Origin of the sequence: Xanthomonas hortorum pv. pelargonii (genome assembly GCF_024499015.1) — a bacterium.
Lineage (GTDB): Bacteria > Pseudomonadota > Gammaproteobacteria > Xanthomonadales > Xanthomonadaceae > Xanthomonas > Xanthomonas hortorum_B.
In genome coordinates, this window is sequence record NZ_CP098604.1 from 5,122,467 (window position 1) to 5,136,976 (window position 14,510).

At 64.0% G+C, this 14,510-nt stretch carries 12 protein-coding genes; 5 read left to right on the forward strand and 7 right to left on the reverse strand.

Annotated elements, in window-relative coordinates:
* Positions 1 to 6 precede the first annotated feature (6 nt).
* From nirB to cobA, 4 genes are all read left to right on the forward strand, one after another.
* On the forward strand, positions 7 to 2,424 hold the full coding sequence (gene nirB, locus NDY25_RS21855) for a nitrite reductase large subunit NirB (RefSeq protein ID WP_233366662.1): 2,418 nt from the start codon (positions 7 to 9) through the stop codon (positions 2,422 to 2,424).
* A complete protein-coding gene (nirD, locus tag NDY25_RS21860; protein ID WP_168960062.1) occupies positions 2,421 to 2,786 on the forward strand; it encodes a nitrite reductase small subunit NirD in 366 nt (121 codons plus the stop codon). The genes nirB and nirD overlap by 4 nt, the downstream gene beginning before the upstream one ends.
* Positions 2,783 to 5,581, forward strand: a complete 2,799-nt coding sequence (locus tag NDY25_RS21865; protein WP_256627679.1) for a nitrate reductase — start codon at positions 2,783 to 2,785, stop codon at positions 5,579 to 5,581. The genes nirD and NDY25_RS21865 overlap by 4 nt, the downstream gene beginning before the upstream one ends.
* A 69-nt stretch (positions 5,582 to 5,650) precedes the next feature.
* Positions 5,651 to 6,397, forward strand: a complete 747-nt coding sequence (gene cobA, locus NDY25_RS21870) for a uroporphyrinogen-III C-methyltransferase (protein WP_176340965.1) — start codon at positions 5,651 to 5,653, stop codon at positions 6,395 to 6,397.
* Between the two features lie 61 nt (positions 6,398 to 6,458).
* Here the strand turns inward: cobA and NDY25_RS21875 are convergent, their stop codons facing one another.
* From NDY25_RS21875 to NDY25_RS21900, 6 genes are read right to left on the reverse strand one after another with little or no spacing between them, the layout of a single operon-like run.
* On the reverse strand, positions 6,459 to 7,502 hold the full coding sequence (locus NDY25_RS21875; RefSeq protein ID WP_168960064.1) for an acyltransferase family protein: 1,044 nt from the start codon (positions 7,500 to 7,502) through the stop codon (positions 6,459 to 6,461).
* Between the two features lie 44 nt (positions 7,503 to 7,546).
* Positions 7,547 to 8,848, reverse strand: coding sequence for an NAD(P)H-dependent oxidoreductase (locus tag NDY25_RS21880; protein WP_168960065.1), 1,302 nt, complete (start codon positions 8,846 to 8,848; stop codon positions 7,547 to 7,549).
* A complete protein-coding gene (gene rfbC, locus NDY25_RS21885; RefSeq protein WP_168960066.1) occupies positions 8,845 to 9,426 on the reverse strand; it encodes a dTDP-4-dehydrorhamnose 3,5-epimerase in 582 nt (193 codons plus the stop codon). Before rfbC ends, NDY25_RS21880 begins: the two co-directional genes overlap by 4 nt.
* Positions 9,423 to 10,472 (reverse strand): NAD-dependent epimerase/dehydratase family protein, encoded by a 1,050-nt coding sequence (locus NDY25_RS21890; protein WP_168960067.1) that lies wholly within the window; start codon positions 10,470 to 10,472, stop codon positions 9,423 to 9,425. The genes rfbC and NDY25_RS21890 overlap by 4 nt, the downstream gene beginning before the upstream one ends.
* 4 nt (positions 10,473 to 10,476) lie before the next feature.
* The gene (rfbF, locus tag NDY25_RS21895; RefSeq protein ID WP_256627680.1) at positions 10,477 to 11,250 is read right to left on the reverse strand and encodes a glucose-1-phosphate cytidylyltransferase; all 774 of its coding nucleotides are present in this window, start codon (positions 11,248 to 11,250) and stop codon (positions 10,477 to 10,479) included.
* Between the two features lie 56 nt (positions 11,251 to 11,306).
* Positions 11,307 to 12,491 carry a glycosyltransferase family protein gene (locus NDY25_RS21900; protein ID WP_168960068.1) on the reverse strand — a complete coding sequence of 395 codons (1,185 nt, stop codon included), beginning with the start codon at positions 12,489 to 12,491 and terminating at the stop codon, positions 11,307 to 11,309.
* 241 nt (positions 12,492 to 12,732) lie between these two features.
* Between NDY25_RS21900 and NDY25_RS21905 the strand changes: the two genes are divergently transcribed.
* Entirely contained in the window at positions 12,733 to 13,380 is a 648-nt protein-coding gene (locus NDY25_RS21905) for an NAD(P)/FAD-dependent oxidoreductase (protein WP_233366661.1), read from the forward strand.
* A 103-nt stretch (positions 13,381 to 13,483) separates the two neighbouring features.
* Here NDY25_RS21905 and NDY25_RS21910 read toward each other — a convergent pair.
* Positions 13,484 to 14,463, reverse strand: a protein-coding gene (locus tag NDY25_RS21910) for an IS5 family transposase (protein ID WP_256627476.1) whose coding sequence is annotated in 2 segments (ribosomal slippage) — positions 13,484 to 13,752 and positions 13,752 to 14,463 — 981 coding nt in all. Because the reading frame shifts where the segments join, the coding sequence is not laid out codon by codon here.
* Positions 14,464 to 14,510 lie beyond the last annotated feature (47 nt).

Genomic DNA, 14,510 nt, shown 5'->3' on the forward strand with positions numbered 1-14,510 from the left:
AATGGCATGGCCGGCATCCGCACTGTGGAGGAACTGCTCAAGCTGATGCCGGGCATGTACCACATCACCGTGTTCGGCGCCGAGCCGCATCCCAACTACAACCGCATCCTGCTCTCGCCGGTGTTGGCCGGCGAGCAGGAGTTCGACGATATCGTGCTCAACCCGTTGCAGTGGTATCAGGACAACGGGATTCACCTGCACTTGAACAAGGAAGTCACGCGCATCGATCGCGTGCGCCGTCGGGTGATCGCTGCCGATGGCACCGAGGCCGAATACGACCGCTTGTTGATCGCCACCGGCTCGGTGCCGTTCGTGTTGCCGATTCCCGGTAACGACTTGAAGGGCGTGATTGGATACCGCGATATCCAGGACACGCGCACGATGATCGAGACCGCGCGCAGCAAGCAGCACGCGGTGGTGATCGGTGGCGGCTTGCTCGGTCTGGAAGCGGCCAATGGCTTGAAAGTGCGCGGGATGGACGTGACCGTGGTGCATCTGGCCGGTTGGTTGCTGGAGCGTCAGCTCGACCCGGTGGCCGGTGGTTTGCTGCAGCAGGCGCTGCGTGCGCGCGGGTTGGAGTTCAAGCTGAGTACTGCGACCAGTGCGCTGCTGGGCAATGCGCAGGGCGACGTGATCGGGGTGAGGTTTACCGATGGCAGCGAGATCCCGGCCGATCTGGTGGTGATGGCAGCGGGCATCTGCCCGAATACGCGGCTGGCCGAAGAAGCCGGCATCCATTGCTCGCGTGGCATCGTGGTCAACGACAGTCTGCAGAGCTTCGACCCACGCGTGTACGCGGTGGGCGAGTGCGCAAATCATCGGGGCATTGCGTACGGCCTGGTGGCGCCGTTGTTCGAGCAGGCCAAGGTGTGCGCGAATCATCTGGCGCAGTTCGGTATCGGCATCTATCGCGGTTCGGTGGCCTCGACCAAGCTCAAGGTCACCGGGATCGATCTGTTTTCGGCCGGCGATTTCATGGGCGGCGATGGCTGTGAGGAGATCGTGCTGTCCGACCCGGCCGGCGGGGTCTACAAGAAGCTGGTGATCCGCGACGACGTGCTGGTGGGCGCCTGCCTGTATGGCGACACCAGCGATGGAGGCTGGTATTTCAAGTTGCTCAAGGACGGCACACCGATCCAGGCGCAGCGCGATCAATTGATCTTCGGCGAAAGCGCGTTGGGCGATGCCGGTACGGGCGGGCAGGACCGTGCCAGTGCGATGGCTGATAGCGACGAAGTCTGCGGCTGCAATGGCGTGTGCAAGGGCACGATCGTGAAAGCGATCAGCGAGCAAGGTCTGTTCACTGTCGATGACGTCAAGAAGAACACCAAGGCGGCGAGTTCGTGCGGGTCGTGTACCGGGCTGGTCGAGCAGATCCTGATGAACTGCCTGGGTTCAAATTTTCAGGAAACCCCGAAAACCAAGGCAGTTTGCGCATGTACGGACCTGAGTCACGGCGAGGTGCGGCGCGCCATTCGCGAGCACAAGTTGCTGACCCACGCGCAGGCCTATGCCTTTATGGAATGGCGCACACCCAATGGCTGCGCCACCTGCCGGCCGGCGATCAACTACTACATGCTCTCGACCTGGCCGCATGAGGCCATCGACGACCCGCAATCGCGGTTCATCAACGAGCGGGCGCACGCCAACATCCAGAAAGACGGCACCTTCTCGGTGATTCCGCAGATGAAGGGCGGGGTGACCAATGCCAGTGAGTTGCGCCGCATTGCCGATGTTGCCGACAAATATGCGGTGCCGATGGTCAAGGTGACCGGCGGCCAGCGCATCGATCTGCTCGGGGTCAAGAAAGAGGATCTGGTGGATGTGTGGCGCGATCTGGGCATGCAGTCCGGGCATGCGTACGGCAAGTCGATCCGCACGGTGAAGACCTGCGTGGGCAGCGAGTTCTGCCGCTTCGGCACGCAAAACAGCACGCAGATGGGCATCGATCTGGAAACCATGCTGGCCAATATGTGGAGCCCGCACAAGGTGAAGCTGGCGGTATCCGGTTGCCCGCGCAACTGCGCCGAATCCGGCATCAAGGACGTGGGCATCATCGCGGTGGATTCGGGGTGGGAGCTGCATATCGGCGGCAATGGCGGGATCAAGACCGAAGTGGCGCGCTTTCTGGTCAAGGTGACCACCGCCGATGAAGTGCGCGAGTACACCGGTGCGTTCTTGCAGCTGTATCGCGAGCAGGCCTATTACCTGGATCGTACCGTGCACTACATCGCACGCGTGGGGCTGGACTATATCCGCGCGCAAGTGGTCGATGACGCGGCCAACCGACGTGCGCTGTACGAGCGCCTGCTGTATTCGCTGGAAGGCCTGGTCGACCCGTGGAAGGCGCGTATCGCTGGCGAACGCCGGCAGGAATACCAACCGCTGCGCATCGCCGCGCCGGCCGCAACGGTGGAGGAATGAGCATGCAGGAGACCGCCTGGATCCGCGTGTGTGCGCTGCAGGAGCTGCCTGCATTGGGCGCGCGCGTACTCGATATTGACGGCATTCCGCCGATTGCCTTGTTCCGCACCGCCAGCGATCGGGTGTTCGCGCTGCGCGACCGTTGCCCGCATAAGGGCGGGCCGTTGTCGCAAGGCATCGTGGCCGGCGAAACCGTGACTTGCCCATTGCATGGCTGGGCGATTGCGCTGCAGAGCGGGCAGGCCTGCGCACCCGACGTGGGCTGCGCGCCGCGTTACCCGGTCAAGGTGGAAGCCGATGCGGTGTGGATCGTGTTGCAGCCGGTGCCGCAACCGGATGCAGTCGCCGAGCCAGTTGCATGAGCGAAGGTCTGCAGCACGCATCAAGCGGCGAGGCGGTGCAGCCGCACATGTCCTCGCCGATGCATCGCATCACACGTTCGACCTGCTGCTACTGCGGCGTCGGCTGCGGCGTGCTGATCCACAGCGAGCACGACACCAATGGCGAGCGCATCGTCGGAATCGAAGGCGACCCGCAGCATCCGGCCAATCATGGGCGGTTATGCAGCAAGGGCCTGGCGTTGCCGCAGACGGTTGCCAGTACGCAGGGGCGCGTACTGGAACCCGAGTTGCGTCGTCATCGGCAGGCGCCGCGTGCGGCGGTGAGCTGGGATCAGGCGCTCGATCACGTGACCAACAGGCTGGCGGCGATCGTCGAGGAGCACGGCCCGGATGCGGTGGCGTTCTATCTCTCCGGGCAGTTGTTGACCGAGGATTATTACGTCTTCAACAAGCTCGCCAAGGGCCTGCTTGGCACCAACAATATCGATACCAATTCGCGCCTGTGCATGTCCAGCGCGGTCACCGGCTACAAGCTCGCCCTGGGCGCCGACGGCCCGCCGACCTGTTACGAAGATCTGGAGCTGGCCCAGACGGTGCTGTTTGCCGGCAGCAACATGGCGTATGCGCATCCGGTGTTGTTTCGCCGGCTGGAAGAGGCGCGCGCACGCAACCCCGAGATTCGCTGGATCGTGATCGATCCGCGTCGCACCGACACCGCGGCCATGGCCGACCTGCACCTGGCGATCGAACCCGGCACCGACGTCGCCCTGTTCAACGGCATGCTGCATCACCTGATCTGGGAGGGTCTGGTGGATGCGCGTTTCGTTGCGGCGCATACCGAGGATTTCGATGACCTCAAGCACATGCTGCGCGAATACACCCCGCGCATGAGCGCCGAGATCTGCGGTATCTCGCATGAGGACCTGGTGCAGGCGGCTGAGTGGTTCGGGCGCAGCCCGGCGGCGTTGTCGCTGTATTGCATGGGCTTGAATCAATCCGCGCATGGCACCGACAAGAATCTGGCCTTGATCAACCTGCATCTGGCGACGGGGCAGATCGGCAAGCCCGGCGCCGGGCCGTTTTCGTTGACCGGCCAGCCCAATGCGATGGGTGGGCGCGAAGTCGGTGGCATGGCGACGATGCTGGCGGCGCATCGCGAGATCGGCAATGTCGGCGACCGTGCGGAACTGGAACGCTTGTGGAACTTGCCTGCCGGCCGCTTGAGCGCCACTGCAGGCATGCCGGCGGTGCAGTTGTTCGAGCGCCTGCGTGCCGGCACGCTGAAGGCGGTATGGATTGTCTGTACCAACCCCGTGCATTCGATGCCGGAGGTGGAGGGCATCCGCGCCGCACTGGAGCAGGCCGAGCTGGTGATCGTGCAGGACGCGTTTTCCGGCACCGACACCGTGCCGTATGCCGATGTGCTGCTGCCGGCGGCCAGTTGGGGCGAGAAGGACGGCACGGTGACCAACTCCGAGCGCCGCATCACCCGCGTGCGCAAGGCGGTGGACGCGCCGGGCCAGGCGCGTGCGGATTGGTGGATCGCGCGCGAAGTCGCACGCCGCCTGGAAGCGCGCTTGGCGCCAGCCGAGGGCAAGGGATTGTTCGCGTTCGACAGCACCGCGCAGATCTTCGACGAGCATCGTGCGCTGACGGTGGGCCGCGATCTGGATATCGGCGGGCTGGATTACGCGATGCTGGATTGCGGGCCGCAGCAATGGCCGTTTCCTGCCGGTGCCGCGCACGGGCAGGTGCGGCGCTATACCGATGGCGTGTTCGCCACCAGCAACGGACGCGCGCGCTTCCACGCCACGCCGTATCGCAAGGTTGCAGAGCCGACCTCGGCGCGGTTTCCGATGCGGCTGCTGACCGGCCGCCTGCGCGATCAGTGGCATGGCATGTCGCGCAGTGGGCGTGTGCCTGCGGCGTTTGCGCATAGCCCGGAACCGGCGTTGCGCATGCATCCGGACGACGCGACGCGACGCGGTCTGGTCGCGGGCGAACTGGTGCAGATTGCGAGCAAGCGCGGCGCGCTGGTGTTGCCGCTGGAACTCTCCGACGAACTGCGCTCGGGCACTGTGTTCGCCGCGATGCATTGGAGTGGGCAGAGCCTGTCCAGTGGCGGCATCAATGAAGTGAGCAGCCCGGCGGTGGATGCGCGCTCGCAGCAGCCCGAGCTCAAGCACGCAGCGGTGCGTGTAGAGAATGCCAGTTTCGGCTGGCATCTGCTCGCGGCCCGGCGCGGTGATGCGTTGGCCTTGCAACAAGCGCTGCAGCCGCTGTTGCGCGCGTGCGGCTATGCATCGCTGCGGCTGCATGCCGAGCCGCTGGCGGAGGCGGGCGGGCACTGGGCGGTGTTGCATGCTGCCTGCGAACGCGCACCGGATGCGCAATGGATCGATCGCCTGGTGGCCGCCTTGCAGCTGCCGTCCGGCGCGGACGTCCTGGAATACCGCGACCTGCGCCGCGGCCTGATGCGCCGCGTCGGCTGGCGCATGCAGGACGGTCACAGCCATATCGATGGCTTGCTGCTCACTGCTGCGCAGCCCAGCGAGGCCAATCACGCCTTGCTTGCTACCGCATTGGCAGGCCAGGCGTGGCGTGGTCCGCGGCTGGCGGTGTTCGCGCAGACGCAACGCACGCCGAGCGACCCGATCGTGTGCACCTGTATGCAGGTGTCGACGTCTGCGATTCATGCCGCCATCGACGACGGCGCGGATCTGGATCAGCTCAAACAACGCCTGGGCTGCGGCAGCGTTTGCGGCTCCTGTGTTCCGCAACTCACCCGGCTATGCCGGCAACCACGGCTCGCCTGAGCGCACGTCCTTACCTCCACACACTGCGAGATCTTTCTCATGTCCGTCATTGTTTCCTGCGCGCGCGATGTGGTGTTGTTGTCTGCCGGCCCCGGCGATCTGGAACTGCTCACGATCAAGGCGGTCAAGGCACTTGCTGCCGCGCAAGTGGTATTGCTCGACGATCTGGCCAACCCGCAGATCGTCGAACTCGCACCGCAGGCGCGGGTGATCCGGGTCGGCAAGCGCGGTGGTTGCAGATCGACGCCGCAGGACTTCATCTGCCGGCTGATGCGGCGCTACGCCTTGCAGGGCTTGCGCGTGGTGCGCGTCAAAGGCGGCGATGCACTCCTGTTCGGGCGAGCAGGGGAGGAAATCAGCTTCCTGCGCCGCGCCGGGGTGGGTGTGCAGATCATCAACGGCGTCAGTGCCGCATTCGCCGCCGCCTCCGCGCTGGAAGTGTCGTTGACCCACCGCAGCCATTGCCACGGCATCACCTTCGTCACCGCGCATACGCACGATCACGGCGAGCCGAATTGGGGCGCACTTGCTGCCAGCGGCACGACGCTGGGGATCTACATGGGGCTGCGGCGCGCCGATGCATTGGCCAGTGCCTTGCTCGCGCATCTGCCCGCAAGCACGCCGGCCGCGATCGTGCAGGCCGCCACACGTCCCGAGCAGCAACGCCGGCTCACCACATTGGGCGAGCTTGGAAGCACCGCTGCGGCACTGCTGCCTGGTTTGCCGACCTTGCTGCTGGTGGGCGCTGCGTTATCCGAGGCGGCAGTGCAGTGCGATGATCGTTTCGGCGTGATGTTGGAGCAGGCGGTGGGTTGAGCGCGATTTCAAAACAGTGGCCTGCAACGTGGTGCGCGCCGCTTCATCGCGGAAAAGATGCTCACTGCACAATGCGACGTGCCAACAGGCGACGCGCATGCCGCAAGGCGATGCGCTCGTAACACAGGTGATAGACCACGCCGAGCAGCAGTGCGGCGCTCACGCTGAGCAGCAGGTTCAGCGGCCAGGTGGCCAGCGGCCCGAGTCGGCGTGTGGTGCGCGCCACCAGCGACATCAGCGGCATATGCACCAGGTAGATGGCGTACGAGGCATTGCCCAGCAACAGCAGGGTCGGGCCGATGCGCAGCCAGCCGCGCCATTCGGCCCGCACCAGGCCGACCAATGCGCCGGCGATCGCCAGGCCGAGCAGCGGCGAATGCACGCGTTGCATGCCATCGAGCACGAAGCACATCAACGCGACGACCGCGACAGCACTGCTGACCCAGACAGTCCATGGTGCAGTGCTCAGCACCGCGCGTGCGGCCAGCATGCCGAAGACGAATTCCAGGGTGATGGGATGCAGCAGCAGCGCACGCCAGGACAGATCGACCGGCTGTGCAAACGGCGCGCCAACTGCCGCGTAAAGCAGCGTCACGCTTGCCCAGAGCACTGCGCACCGCAACGGATGCCCGCTGCGAAAGAACAACCACGCCAGCGCGTAGAACATGAGCTCGTAACTCAGCGTCCACGCCACGCCCAGGGCGGATGCTCCATCGACCGGCAGCAGGGTCAGCGTGGCAAACCACGACCAACCCATGTCGCCATCATCCAGGCTGGGCCGCAGCGTGTACGCCAGCGCCAACGCAACCCTCACCGGCCAGTAGGGCAGATAGATGCGGCTGATGCGGCTGCCGGCATAGTCGCGGCTCCAGCCTGGCGTGCCCGCGCTGGCGTGGTTGACGTAGTAGATGATGAAGACCGACAGCACGAAGAAAAAATCCACGCCCAGATAGCCATGCGCCAGTGCCGCAGCCAGCCATGCGGGTAACGGCTGCACCAGGTGCGTGGTGGGCAGTACGCTGTGGCTGAGTACCACCATCATCGCGGCCAGTGCACGCCCGGCCTGCAGGATGCGGATGGTGGGACGGGCAGGCAGCGCTGCCATCGGCTGCGATATCGGCACGCGGACGCAGGCCGATGTCTCTGCGCTCAGGCAGCCATTTCCGCAGCGTCGGCAAAGACGCTGGCCTGTTCCGCACGTAGGCGGTCGATCAGGCGGTTGGCCGGCAACTGCACGTCGTCGTAAGTCAGCACCTGGTCCTTGGCCACCGCATGCCGCAGCACGCAGCCTTCGGCCACGCCCATCGGCAGCAGCCGTGCGTTTGCGGTGCTATCGGCGCGCTCGCATTGGCCGTAGCTCATGTAGCCGCCGAGCCCGTCGATGGTTTCGCCGGTGGCCAGGTCGCGTTTGGCGGTGGCGATCACTTCCACCAGCGGCGCACCGAGCGGCTGCAGCACCGCATCGCCGAGCAGCACCACGCGCGCCACCGACAACGGCACTTCGAAATGGCAAAGGTGATACGGCGTGTAGAAGCTGTACAGCGGGCCTTCGCCGAGCTTGTAGAGATTGAGGTAATGCTGCTGTTTGGCATCCTCGTGACTGGCCAGCACGAACACGCCGGGCGAGGGCAGGGCGCCCACCACGTAATCCACCGCGCCGCCCACTGCACGTAACGCCTCAATGTCGTAACGCTTGGTCAATGCGTCCACATGCCCGCGATGCTCATAGCCGGTCATGCCGCGCTGCAGGATCGACATGCCGGTGCCGTTGGCCACGATCGCCTGTTCGAAGCTGATCTTGGTGCCATCGGCAAAACTGGTGACCATATGCGGGTCCTGGCCCCACTTCGCGGCAAAACCGGCCTGTGTGGCCGGTGTGCGATACGGGTCCTGCAAGCCTTTGATGTTGCCGCACAGCAGCGGCGTCAAGCCGATCGAGCGCACGAACCGATACAGGTTCATCTGCACGCCGGGCTGGTCGCCATCGCAGGCGCTGAAGATCACGCCGGCCGCATCGGCCTTGCACTTGAGCAGCGGGCCGACGGTGCCGTCGAGCTCTGCATTCATCGTGACCATGTGGCGGCCATGGGCGATGGCGCCCAGGCTGATGTGCGCGCCGTACTCGATGGCGCCGGTGGCATCGATCAGGCAATCCAGTGCGTCGCATTCGTAGACCAATGCAGGGTCATCGGTCACGGCAGGAATGCCGGCAGCCATCTGGCGCTTCAGTTCGGTGGCGCCATCCACCACACGTGCATGCTGGCCGGCCTGGCGGTACGCCTCCAGCGCCTTGTCCACGCTGCGGTTGCAGATCACCGACACCCGCATGCCCGGCACCGAGTGCGCGATCTGGTTGACGATGCCGCGTGCCATGAAGCCTGCCCCGTACAGGCCAACCCGCAATGGGCGACCTGCATCGGCGCGTGCCTGCAAGAGACGATCGATATTCATGCGCGCTCCTTCTGGGTAAGCCCGGCAAGCTGCGCAATGCCTTGCTGGTGTTCGTTGAAGTCTGGCCAGGCGGCATCCTTGTCGGACACCAGCTGCGGCTCGAGCGGCCACTGCAGGCCCAGACGTGGATCGTTCCAGCGCAAGCCGCGCTCGGCCTGCGGCGTGTACATCGCACTGGCGAAGTAGAAGGCTTCGGTCTGCGGCTGCAGGGTGATGAAGCCATGCGCAAAGCCGCGCGGCACGTATAGCGCCAGGCGATTTTCCGCAGTCAATTCGGTGCCGTACCATTGCAGGTAGGTGCGCGAATCCGGGCGCAGATCCACGATCGCATCCCATAGCCCACCGCGAATGCAGCGCACGATCTTGACCTCGGCGGCAGGCGGCAATTGGTAGTGCATGCCGCGCAAGGTGCCGGCCTGCGCATTGAACGAATTATTGACCTGCACGAACTGATCGACCAGGCCGGCCTGTGCCATTTCCTGCGTGCAAAACACCCTTGCAAACCAACCGCGCGCATCGCCACGTTGCTGCGGCTCGATCACAAACGCGCCTGCCAACGGGGTAGGGTGAAAGATCATGCAGCCACCCTCAGATCCGCTGCGAGGGTGCCGGCATCGACCAACTGCTGCAGGATGCGCAGCCGGATGAAGTCCGAGCTCTGGCGGAAGTCGCCATCGGTGAAGCCGGCGCGCTGCAGATCGTTGCGGAGTTCAGTGATGGTGGAGCGCAGGGTTTCCTGCGGTTGATGCTCGGGAGCCAGACGTTCGAACAGGGAAAAATCCACACGATACGAGCGGCTGTCGGCCGGCGCGTTGCTGGAGATCGACACCTTCGCGGTGGGAATCGCCACACCGACCGCCTGCGCTAGATCGCGCACCTGCACATTCCAGCGCGCCGAGCCCGCATTGACGAACAGGAACTGCCCACCAGCCAGCGGTGTGCGGCTCAATGCCCAGTCGATGGCGCGCGCCATATCGCGCACATGGATCAACGGCCGCCATGGCGAGCCATCCGACAGTACCTCCACGGTGCCGTTGGCCACGGCGCTGGCGACGAAATCGTTGAGCACCAGATCCAGCCGCAAGCGTGGCGAGGCGCCGCAAGCAGTGGCAAAACGCAGGCAGGTGATCACCATGTCGGTGTCCAGCTGCGCAAGCGCACGTTCGGTATCGATCTTGGAATGCGCATAGGCGGTGAGCGGGGCGATGGGGCTGGTTTCCGAGCGCGGCGTGCCATCGGCGGCTGCCCCATACACGCTGCAGCTGGAAGCGAACACGAAGTGGCGCACGCCGGCCTGCGCAGCGGCATGTGCCACGGCAACGCTCGCCTTGCAGTTGATCGCGTCGGTGACCAGCTCGAAGCGCTTGCCCATCGCATCGTTGGAGATCGCCGCCAGGTGCACCACCGCGTCGAAACCCTGTAGTTGCTGCGCGGTGAGGTCGCGCACATCGCCGAACCATTGCTGGTCCAGCACCACTTCCGGCAGGCGCCGCGGGTCGGACAGGCAATGCGCGAACCAGCCGCGATCCAGCCCCACCAACCAGGCCTGCGGATAGCGTTGCCGCAAATGGGCGGCCACTACTGGCCCGATATAGCCCATGTTGCCGGTGATCAGAATGCGCATGCTGTTACTCCCACACGCGCCACGGCGCGCGATTGAACGACCAGAGGGTTTCGAGATGATTGCGGTCGCGCAGTGTGTCCATCGGTTGCCAGAACCCGTCGTGGCGATAGACGCTCAACTCATCGCGGTCGACCAGCGTTTCCAGCGGGCTGTTCTCCCACACGGTGGCGTCGTCTTCGATCACGTCGATCACGCGTGGGTCCAGCACGAAAAAACCGCCGTTGATCAAACCGTCGCCATCCAGCGGTTTTTCGCGGAAACCGGTGACGTGTTCGCCTTCCACCCGCAACGCGCCGAAGCGGCCGGGCGGTTGCACGGCAGTGACCGTGGCAAGCCGGCCTTCGCGTTGATGCAGCGCGATGGCTGCACCGATATCCACATCGGCCACGCCATCGCCGTAGGTCATGCAAAACGCCGATTCGCCGCGCAGATGCTCGCGCACGCGGCGCAGCCGGCCGCCGGTCATGGTCTGCGCACCGGTGTCCACCAGCGTCACCCGCCAGGGTTCGGCGCGGGTGTTATGCAAGGTGGTCGTATTGCTGCCGAGGTCACAGGTCACATCCGATTCGCGCATGTGATAGTTCATGAAAAAATCCTTGATCACTTCGCCGCGGTACCCCAGACACACGACGAAATCCTGGATGCCGTGGTGCGCGTAGATTTTCATGATGTGCCACAGGATCGGTTTGCCGCCGATTTCCACCATGGGCTTGGGGCGGATGGCAGTTTCTTCGGAAATGCGCGTTCCCAGTCCGCCAGCCAGAATGACTGCTTTCATTGATACGTCCTTTGGGGCTGGAGCCTTGCGTGATGCCGGAGCACTGCGATGCAACGTTATGCGGTCATGCTCAGCACGGGTGCCGGGGAGCAGGCAGCGTGTTCGGCCATGGCCGCCAGGTTGTCGAGCATGGAAAAACGCTCGGCCATCAACGCCGGGCGAGGCAGCTGCAGCGTCTGCAGAATCTGCGCCCACCGGTGCGCCCAGTCGTGCCGGCGTAGCGATTGCACGGTGTTGTGCAGGCGTGCGCGATCCAGCCGCTCGCTCTGCTGTTCCAGATCGTGCAGAAACTGGCCGATATCGCGGACGTCTGACGGCAGATCGATGACCGCATCGTCCCAATCGAAGAACTGCCGGAATTCGGGGCAGCCCTGCGCAGAACCCAGCACGATCGCGCCGCCTGCGGCACCTTCGAAATAGCGCGTGGCCAAGGCCTGTTTTTTCACACCCTTGAAGAAGCCTGCAGTGTCGACAGTAAAGTCGTGGGCCATGAAGAACTTGGCGCGCTTGATCATTGCGCTCGATTGCAGGCGGTGTGCAGCCCAGTCCTGCACCGCACCGCCGCGTAGCACGTCGTGCAGATAGAAAAATCCTGGGTTGGCCTGTGCATGCGCCAGCAATTGCGCATGCACCTGCGGCACGCGCCGGCCGATGCTGACCACATCGATGCAGCGCTGTGGCGCACGCGGCAGTGGGGTTGCCAACAAGGTGTCGCACGCGCTGGCCAAAAACGACACCGGTGTGCTGGTGTAGCCACGCAGCGCATCCACGCAGCTGGCATTGAGCACGAAGACATGATCGAACTGATCGAGCAGTTTCAATTCGGTCTTTTGCGATTCCAGCAGCTCAGGCCAGGTTTCCAGCAGGTACACCACACGCGTGCGGCAGCGCTTGCGCCAGCCGTCCATGCGTCCGAGCGCGCTCAGCTCTCTGGGGAACTGGCACACGTAGAAAAACAGGTCGTAGTCCTGCTCGACTTTGCGTGGCTGTGCATTGGAGAGGGCAGGCCGCCCGCTCAACCGGTGCAGCGCAGAGGCGCCGCGATGCTTCAATTCGTTGAGCAGATACGGCACACCCGGATTGACTCCGCGCCCGCTGGTGTACTCCGCTGCGGGCGGGCACAGCAGGTCTGCATGTTCCAGGCTGCGGATGACATTGAGCAAGGCATAGGCCTGCCCGTTGAAAGCCTCTGGCCAGGCCTGGTAATTGGAGGCCAGCAGGACCGAGCGCGTTGCGTCCATCGATACTCCTTCGGTGATCGCACCTTCTAACCGGCCGCGACTGCTTTTACTCGGGTGGGGTGAAACAACGCACGCCGCAAGCCAGGGTCAGGAAAACGTTTGTCGCCTCGCATAACCGTGAGGTCAACATAACCCGGCCTAAATATAAGAGCGGATAGTGAGAAAAGGGTGATATCGGTCGCGACAATCCTGTGCGTTATGGTGTACCGCTATGCGGGTTGCCGATGGTTTGAGGCCGAACATGCACGACGTTGAATGTGTGGTGGTGGGCGCAGGCGTGGTGGGGCTGGCGATTGCGCGTCACCTCGCGCTGCAGGGGCATGCGGTGTTGGTGCTGGAATCGCAGGCCGCGATCGGCACTGGCAGCAGTGCACGCAATAGTGAGGTGATCCACGCAGGTCTCTACTACCCGGCCGGGTCGTTGAAGGCGCAGTTGTGCGTCAGCGGCAACAGCGTGTTGTATGCCTACTGCGAGCAACGTAACGTGCCGTATCGGCGTTGCGGCAAATTGATCATCGCGTGCGACCACGCGCAACGCGAACAACTCGACCGGCTGCATCACAACGCGGTGGCCAGTGGTGCGCACGGTGTTGTGCCGCTCAGTCAGGCGCAGGTGCGGGAGCGCGCGCCGCAGCTGCGTTGCGTTGCCGCTCTGGAGTCCACCGCCACCGGCATCATCGACAGCCATGCATTGATGCTGGCATTGCAGGGCGATGCCGAAGCGCACGGCGCCACCGTGGCGCTGCGCACGACGGTGGAACACGTCGAGCCAAATGCAGCCGGATTCCGTCTTTCGATTGCAGGTGACGGCCATGCGCCGGTGTCGCTCACCTGCAACTGGCTGGTGAATGCGGCCGGCCATGGCGCGCCGCCGTTAGGGAAGGTCTGAATAACGAGGCCTGAGAGTGCGGGATGTCGCGTCGGTCCGGAGAGTCGCGTTTGGATCTTCGGATCTTCCGCTATTTCTGGCACTTTCCTTGGGAATTCCCGGGTTACAGGCGCACGCTCCCCATGGCAGGCAGTAACTGCTTTCGCTTCATCCACAGATTGGAGAGCGCAAACAAGGTCAGCACGTGTGCGGTGTTCTTGGCCAGGCCGCGATAGCGGACCTTGGTGTAACCGAACTGGCGCTTGATCACCCGGAACGGATGCTCCACCTTCGCGCGCACGCTGGCCTTGAAGTGTTCCCAACGCTGTTCCCGAGCACGCTCGCGTTTGTTGCCGATGGCTTGCAGCGTCGAACGCTTGGCGGCAATGAAAATGCAGCCTTGCAGGTCTGCAGTTCTTCGCGTTTGTCCGCACCGGTGTAGCCGCTGTCGCCGAACACGCTGTCTTCTTTGCCATGCAGTAATGCGTGCGTCACCGTGACGTCGGCGACATTGGCGGCTGTGCAATGGACGTGGTGCACCAGCCCGGAAAATTCATCCACGCCGATGTGCGCCTTCATCCCGAAATACCACTGATTGCCCTTCCTGGTCTGATGCATTTCAGGGTCGCGCGCGTGATCGGCGTTCTTGGTCGAACTGGGTGCAGCGATCAGCGTCGCATCGACGATCGTGCCCGACCGCAGGCTCTGCCCCTTGCGTGCCAGATGCGCGTTGACCGCGTCCAGCATCCGCGCGGCAAGGCCATGGGTCTCCAGCAGGCGCCGAAAGTTGAGAATCGTGGTCTCGTCCGGAACGTTGTCCAAGCCACCGAGCTGGGCAAACCTCCGCAAGATCGGGATCTCGTGCAGCGCTTCTTCCATCGCCGGATCGCTCAACGCATACCACTGCTGCAGCAAATGAATCCGCAACATCGTCGCCAGTGCGTATGGCTGTCGACCAGGGCGTCCCGACACCGGATAGTGCGGTGCGATCAGACCGAGCAAGTGCTGCCACGGAACGACCTGCTCCATCTCGGCCAGGAAGATCTCCCGGCGGGTCTGCTTGCGCTTGCCCAGGCCTTCAGCGTCGCCGAACGTCAGTTGCATGGATTACTCCTCAACATGAGGCGGGTAGTGTCGCGTATCTATGGTGC

What these genes read in the sequence shown, in the direction of transcription:
- nirB (WP_233366662.1), top strand. Translation starts at nt 7, where the DNA reads ATGGCCGGCATCCGCACTGTGGAGGAACTGCTCAAGCTGATGCCGGGC.
- nirD (WP_168960062.1), top strand. Translation starts at nt 2,421, where the DNA reads ATGAGCATGCAGGAGACCGCCTGGATCCGCGTGTGTGCGCTGCAGGAG.
- NDY25_RS21865 (WP_256627679.1), top strand. Translation starts at nt 2,783, where the DNA reads ATGAGCGAAGGTCTGCAGCACGCATCAAGCGGCGAGGCGGTGCAGCCG.
- NDY25_RS21875 (WP_168960064.1), bottom strand. Translation starts at nt 7,502, where the DNA reads ATGGCAGCGCTGCCTGCCCGTCCCACCATCCGCATCCTGCAGGCCGGG.
- NDY25_RS21880 (WP_168960065.1), bottom strand. Translation starts at nt 8,848, where the DNA reads ATGAATATCGATCGTCTCTTGCAGGCACGCGCCGATGCAGGTCGCCCA.
- rfbC (WP_168960066.1), bottom strand. Translation starts at nt 9,426, where the DNA reads ATGATCTTTCACCCTACCCCGTTGGCAGGCGCGTTTGTGATCGAGCCG.
- NDY25_RS21890 (WP_168960067.1), bottom strand. Translation starts at nt 10,472, where the DNA reads ATGCGCATTCTGATCACCGGCAACATGGGCTATATCGGGCCAGTAGTG.
- rfbF (WP_256627680.1), bottom strand. Translation starts at nt 11,250, where the DNA reads ATGAAAGCAGTCATTCTGGCTGGCGGACTGGGAACGCGCATTTCCGAA.
- NDY25_RS21900 (WP_168960068.1), bottom strand. Translation starts at nt 12,491, where the DNA reads ATGGACGCAACGCGCTCGGTCCTGCTGGCCTCCAATTACCAGGCCTGG.
- NDY25_RS21905 (WP_233366661.1), top strand. Translation starts at nt 12,733, where the DNA reads ATGCACGACGTTGAATGTGTGGTGGTGGGCGCAGGCGTGGTGGGGCTG.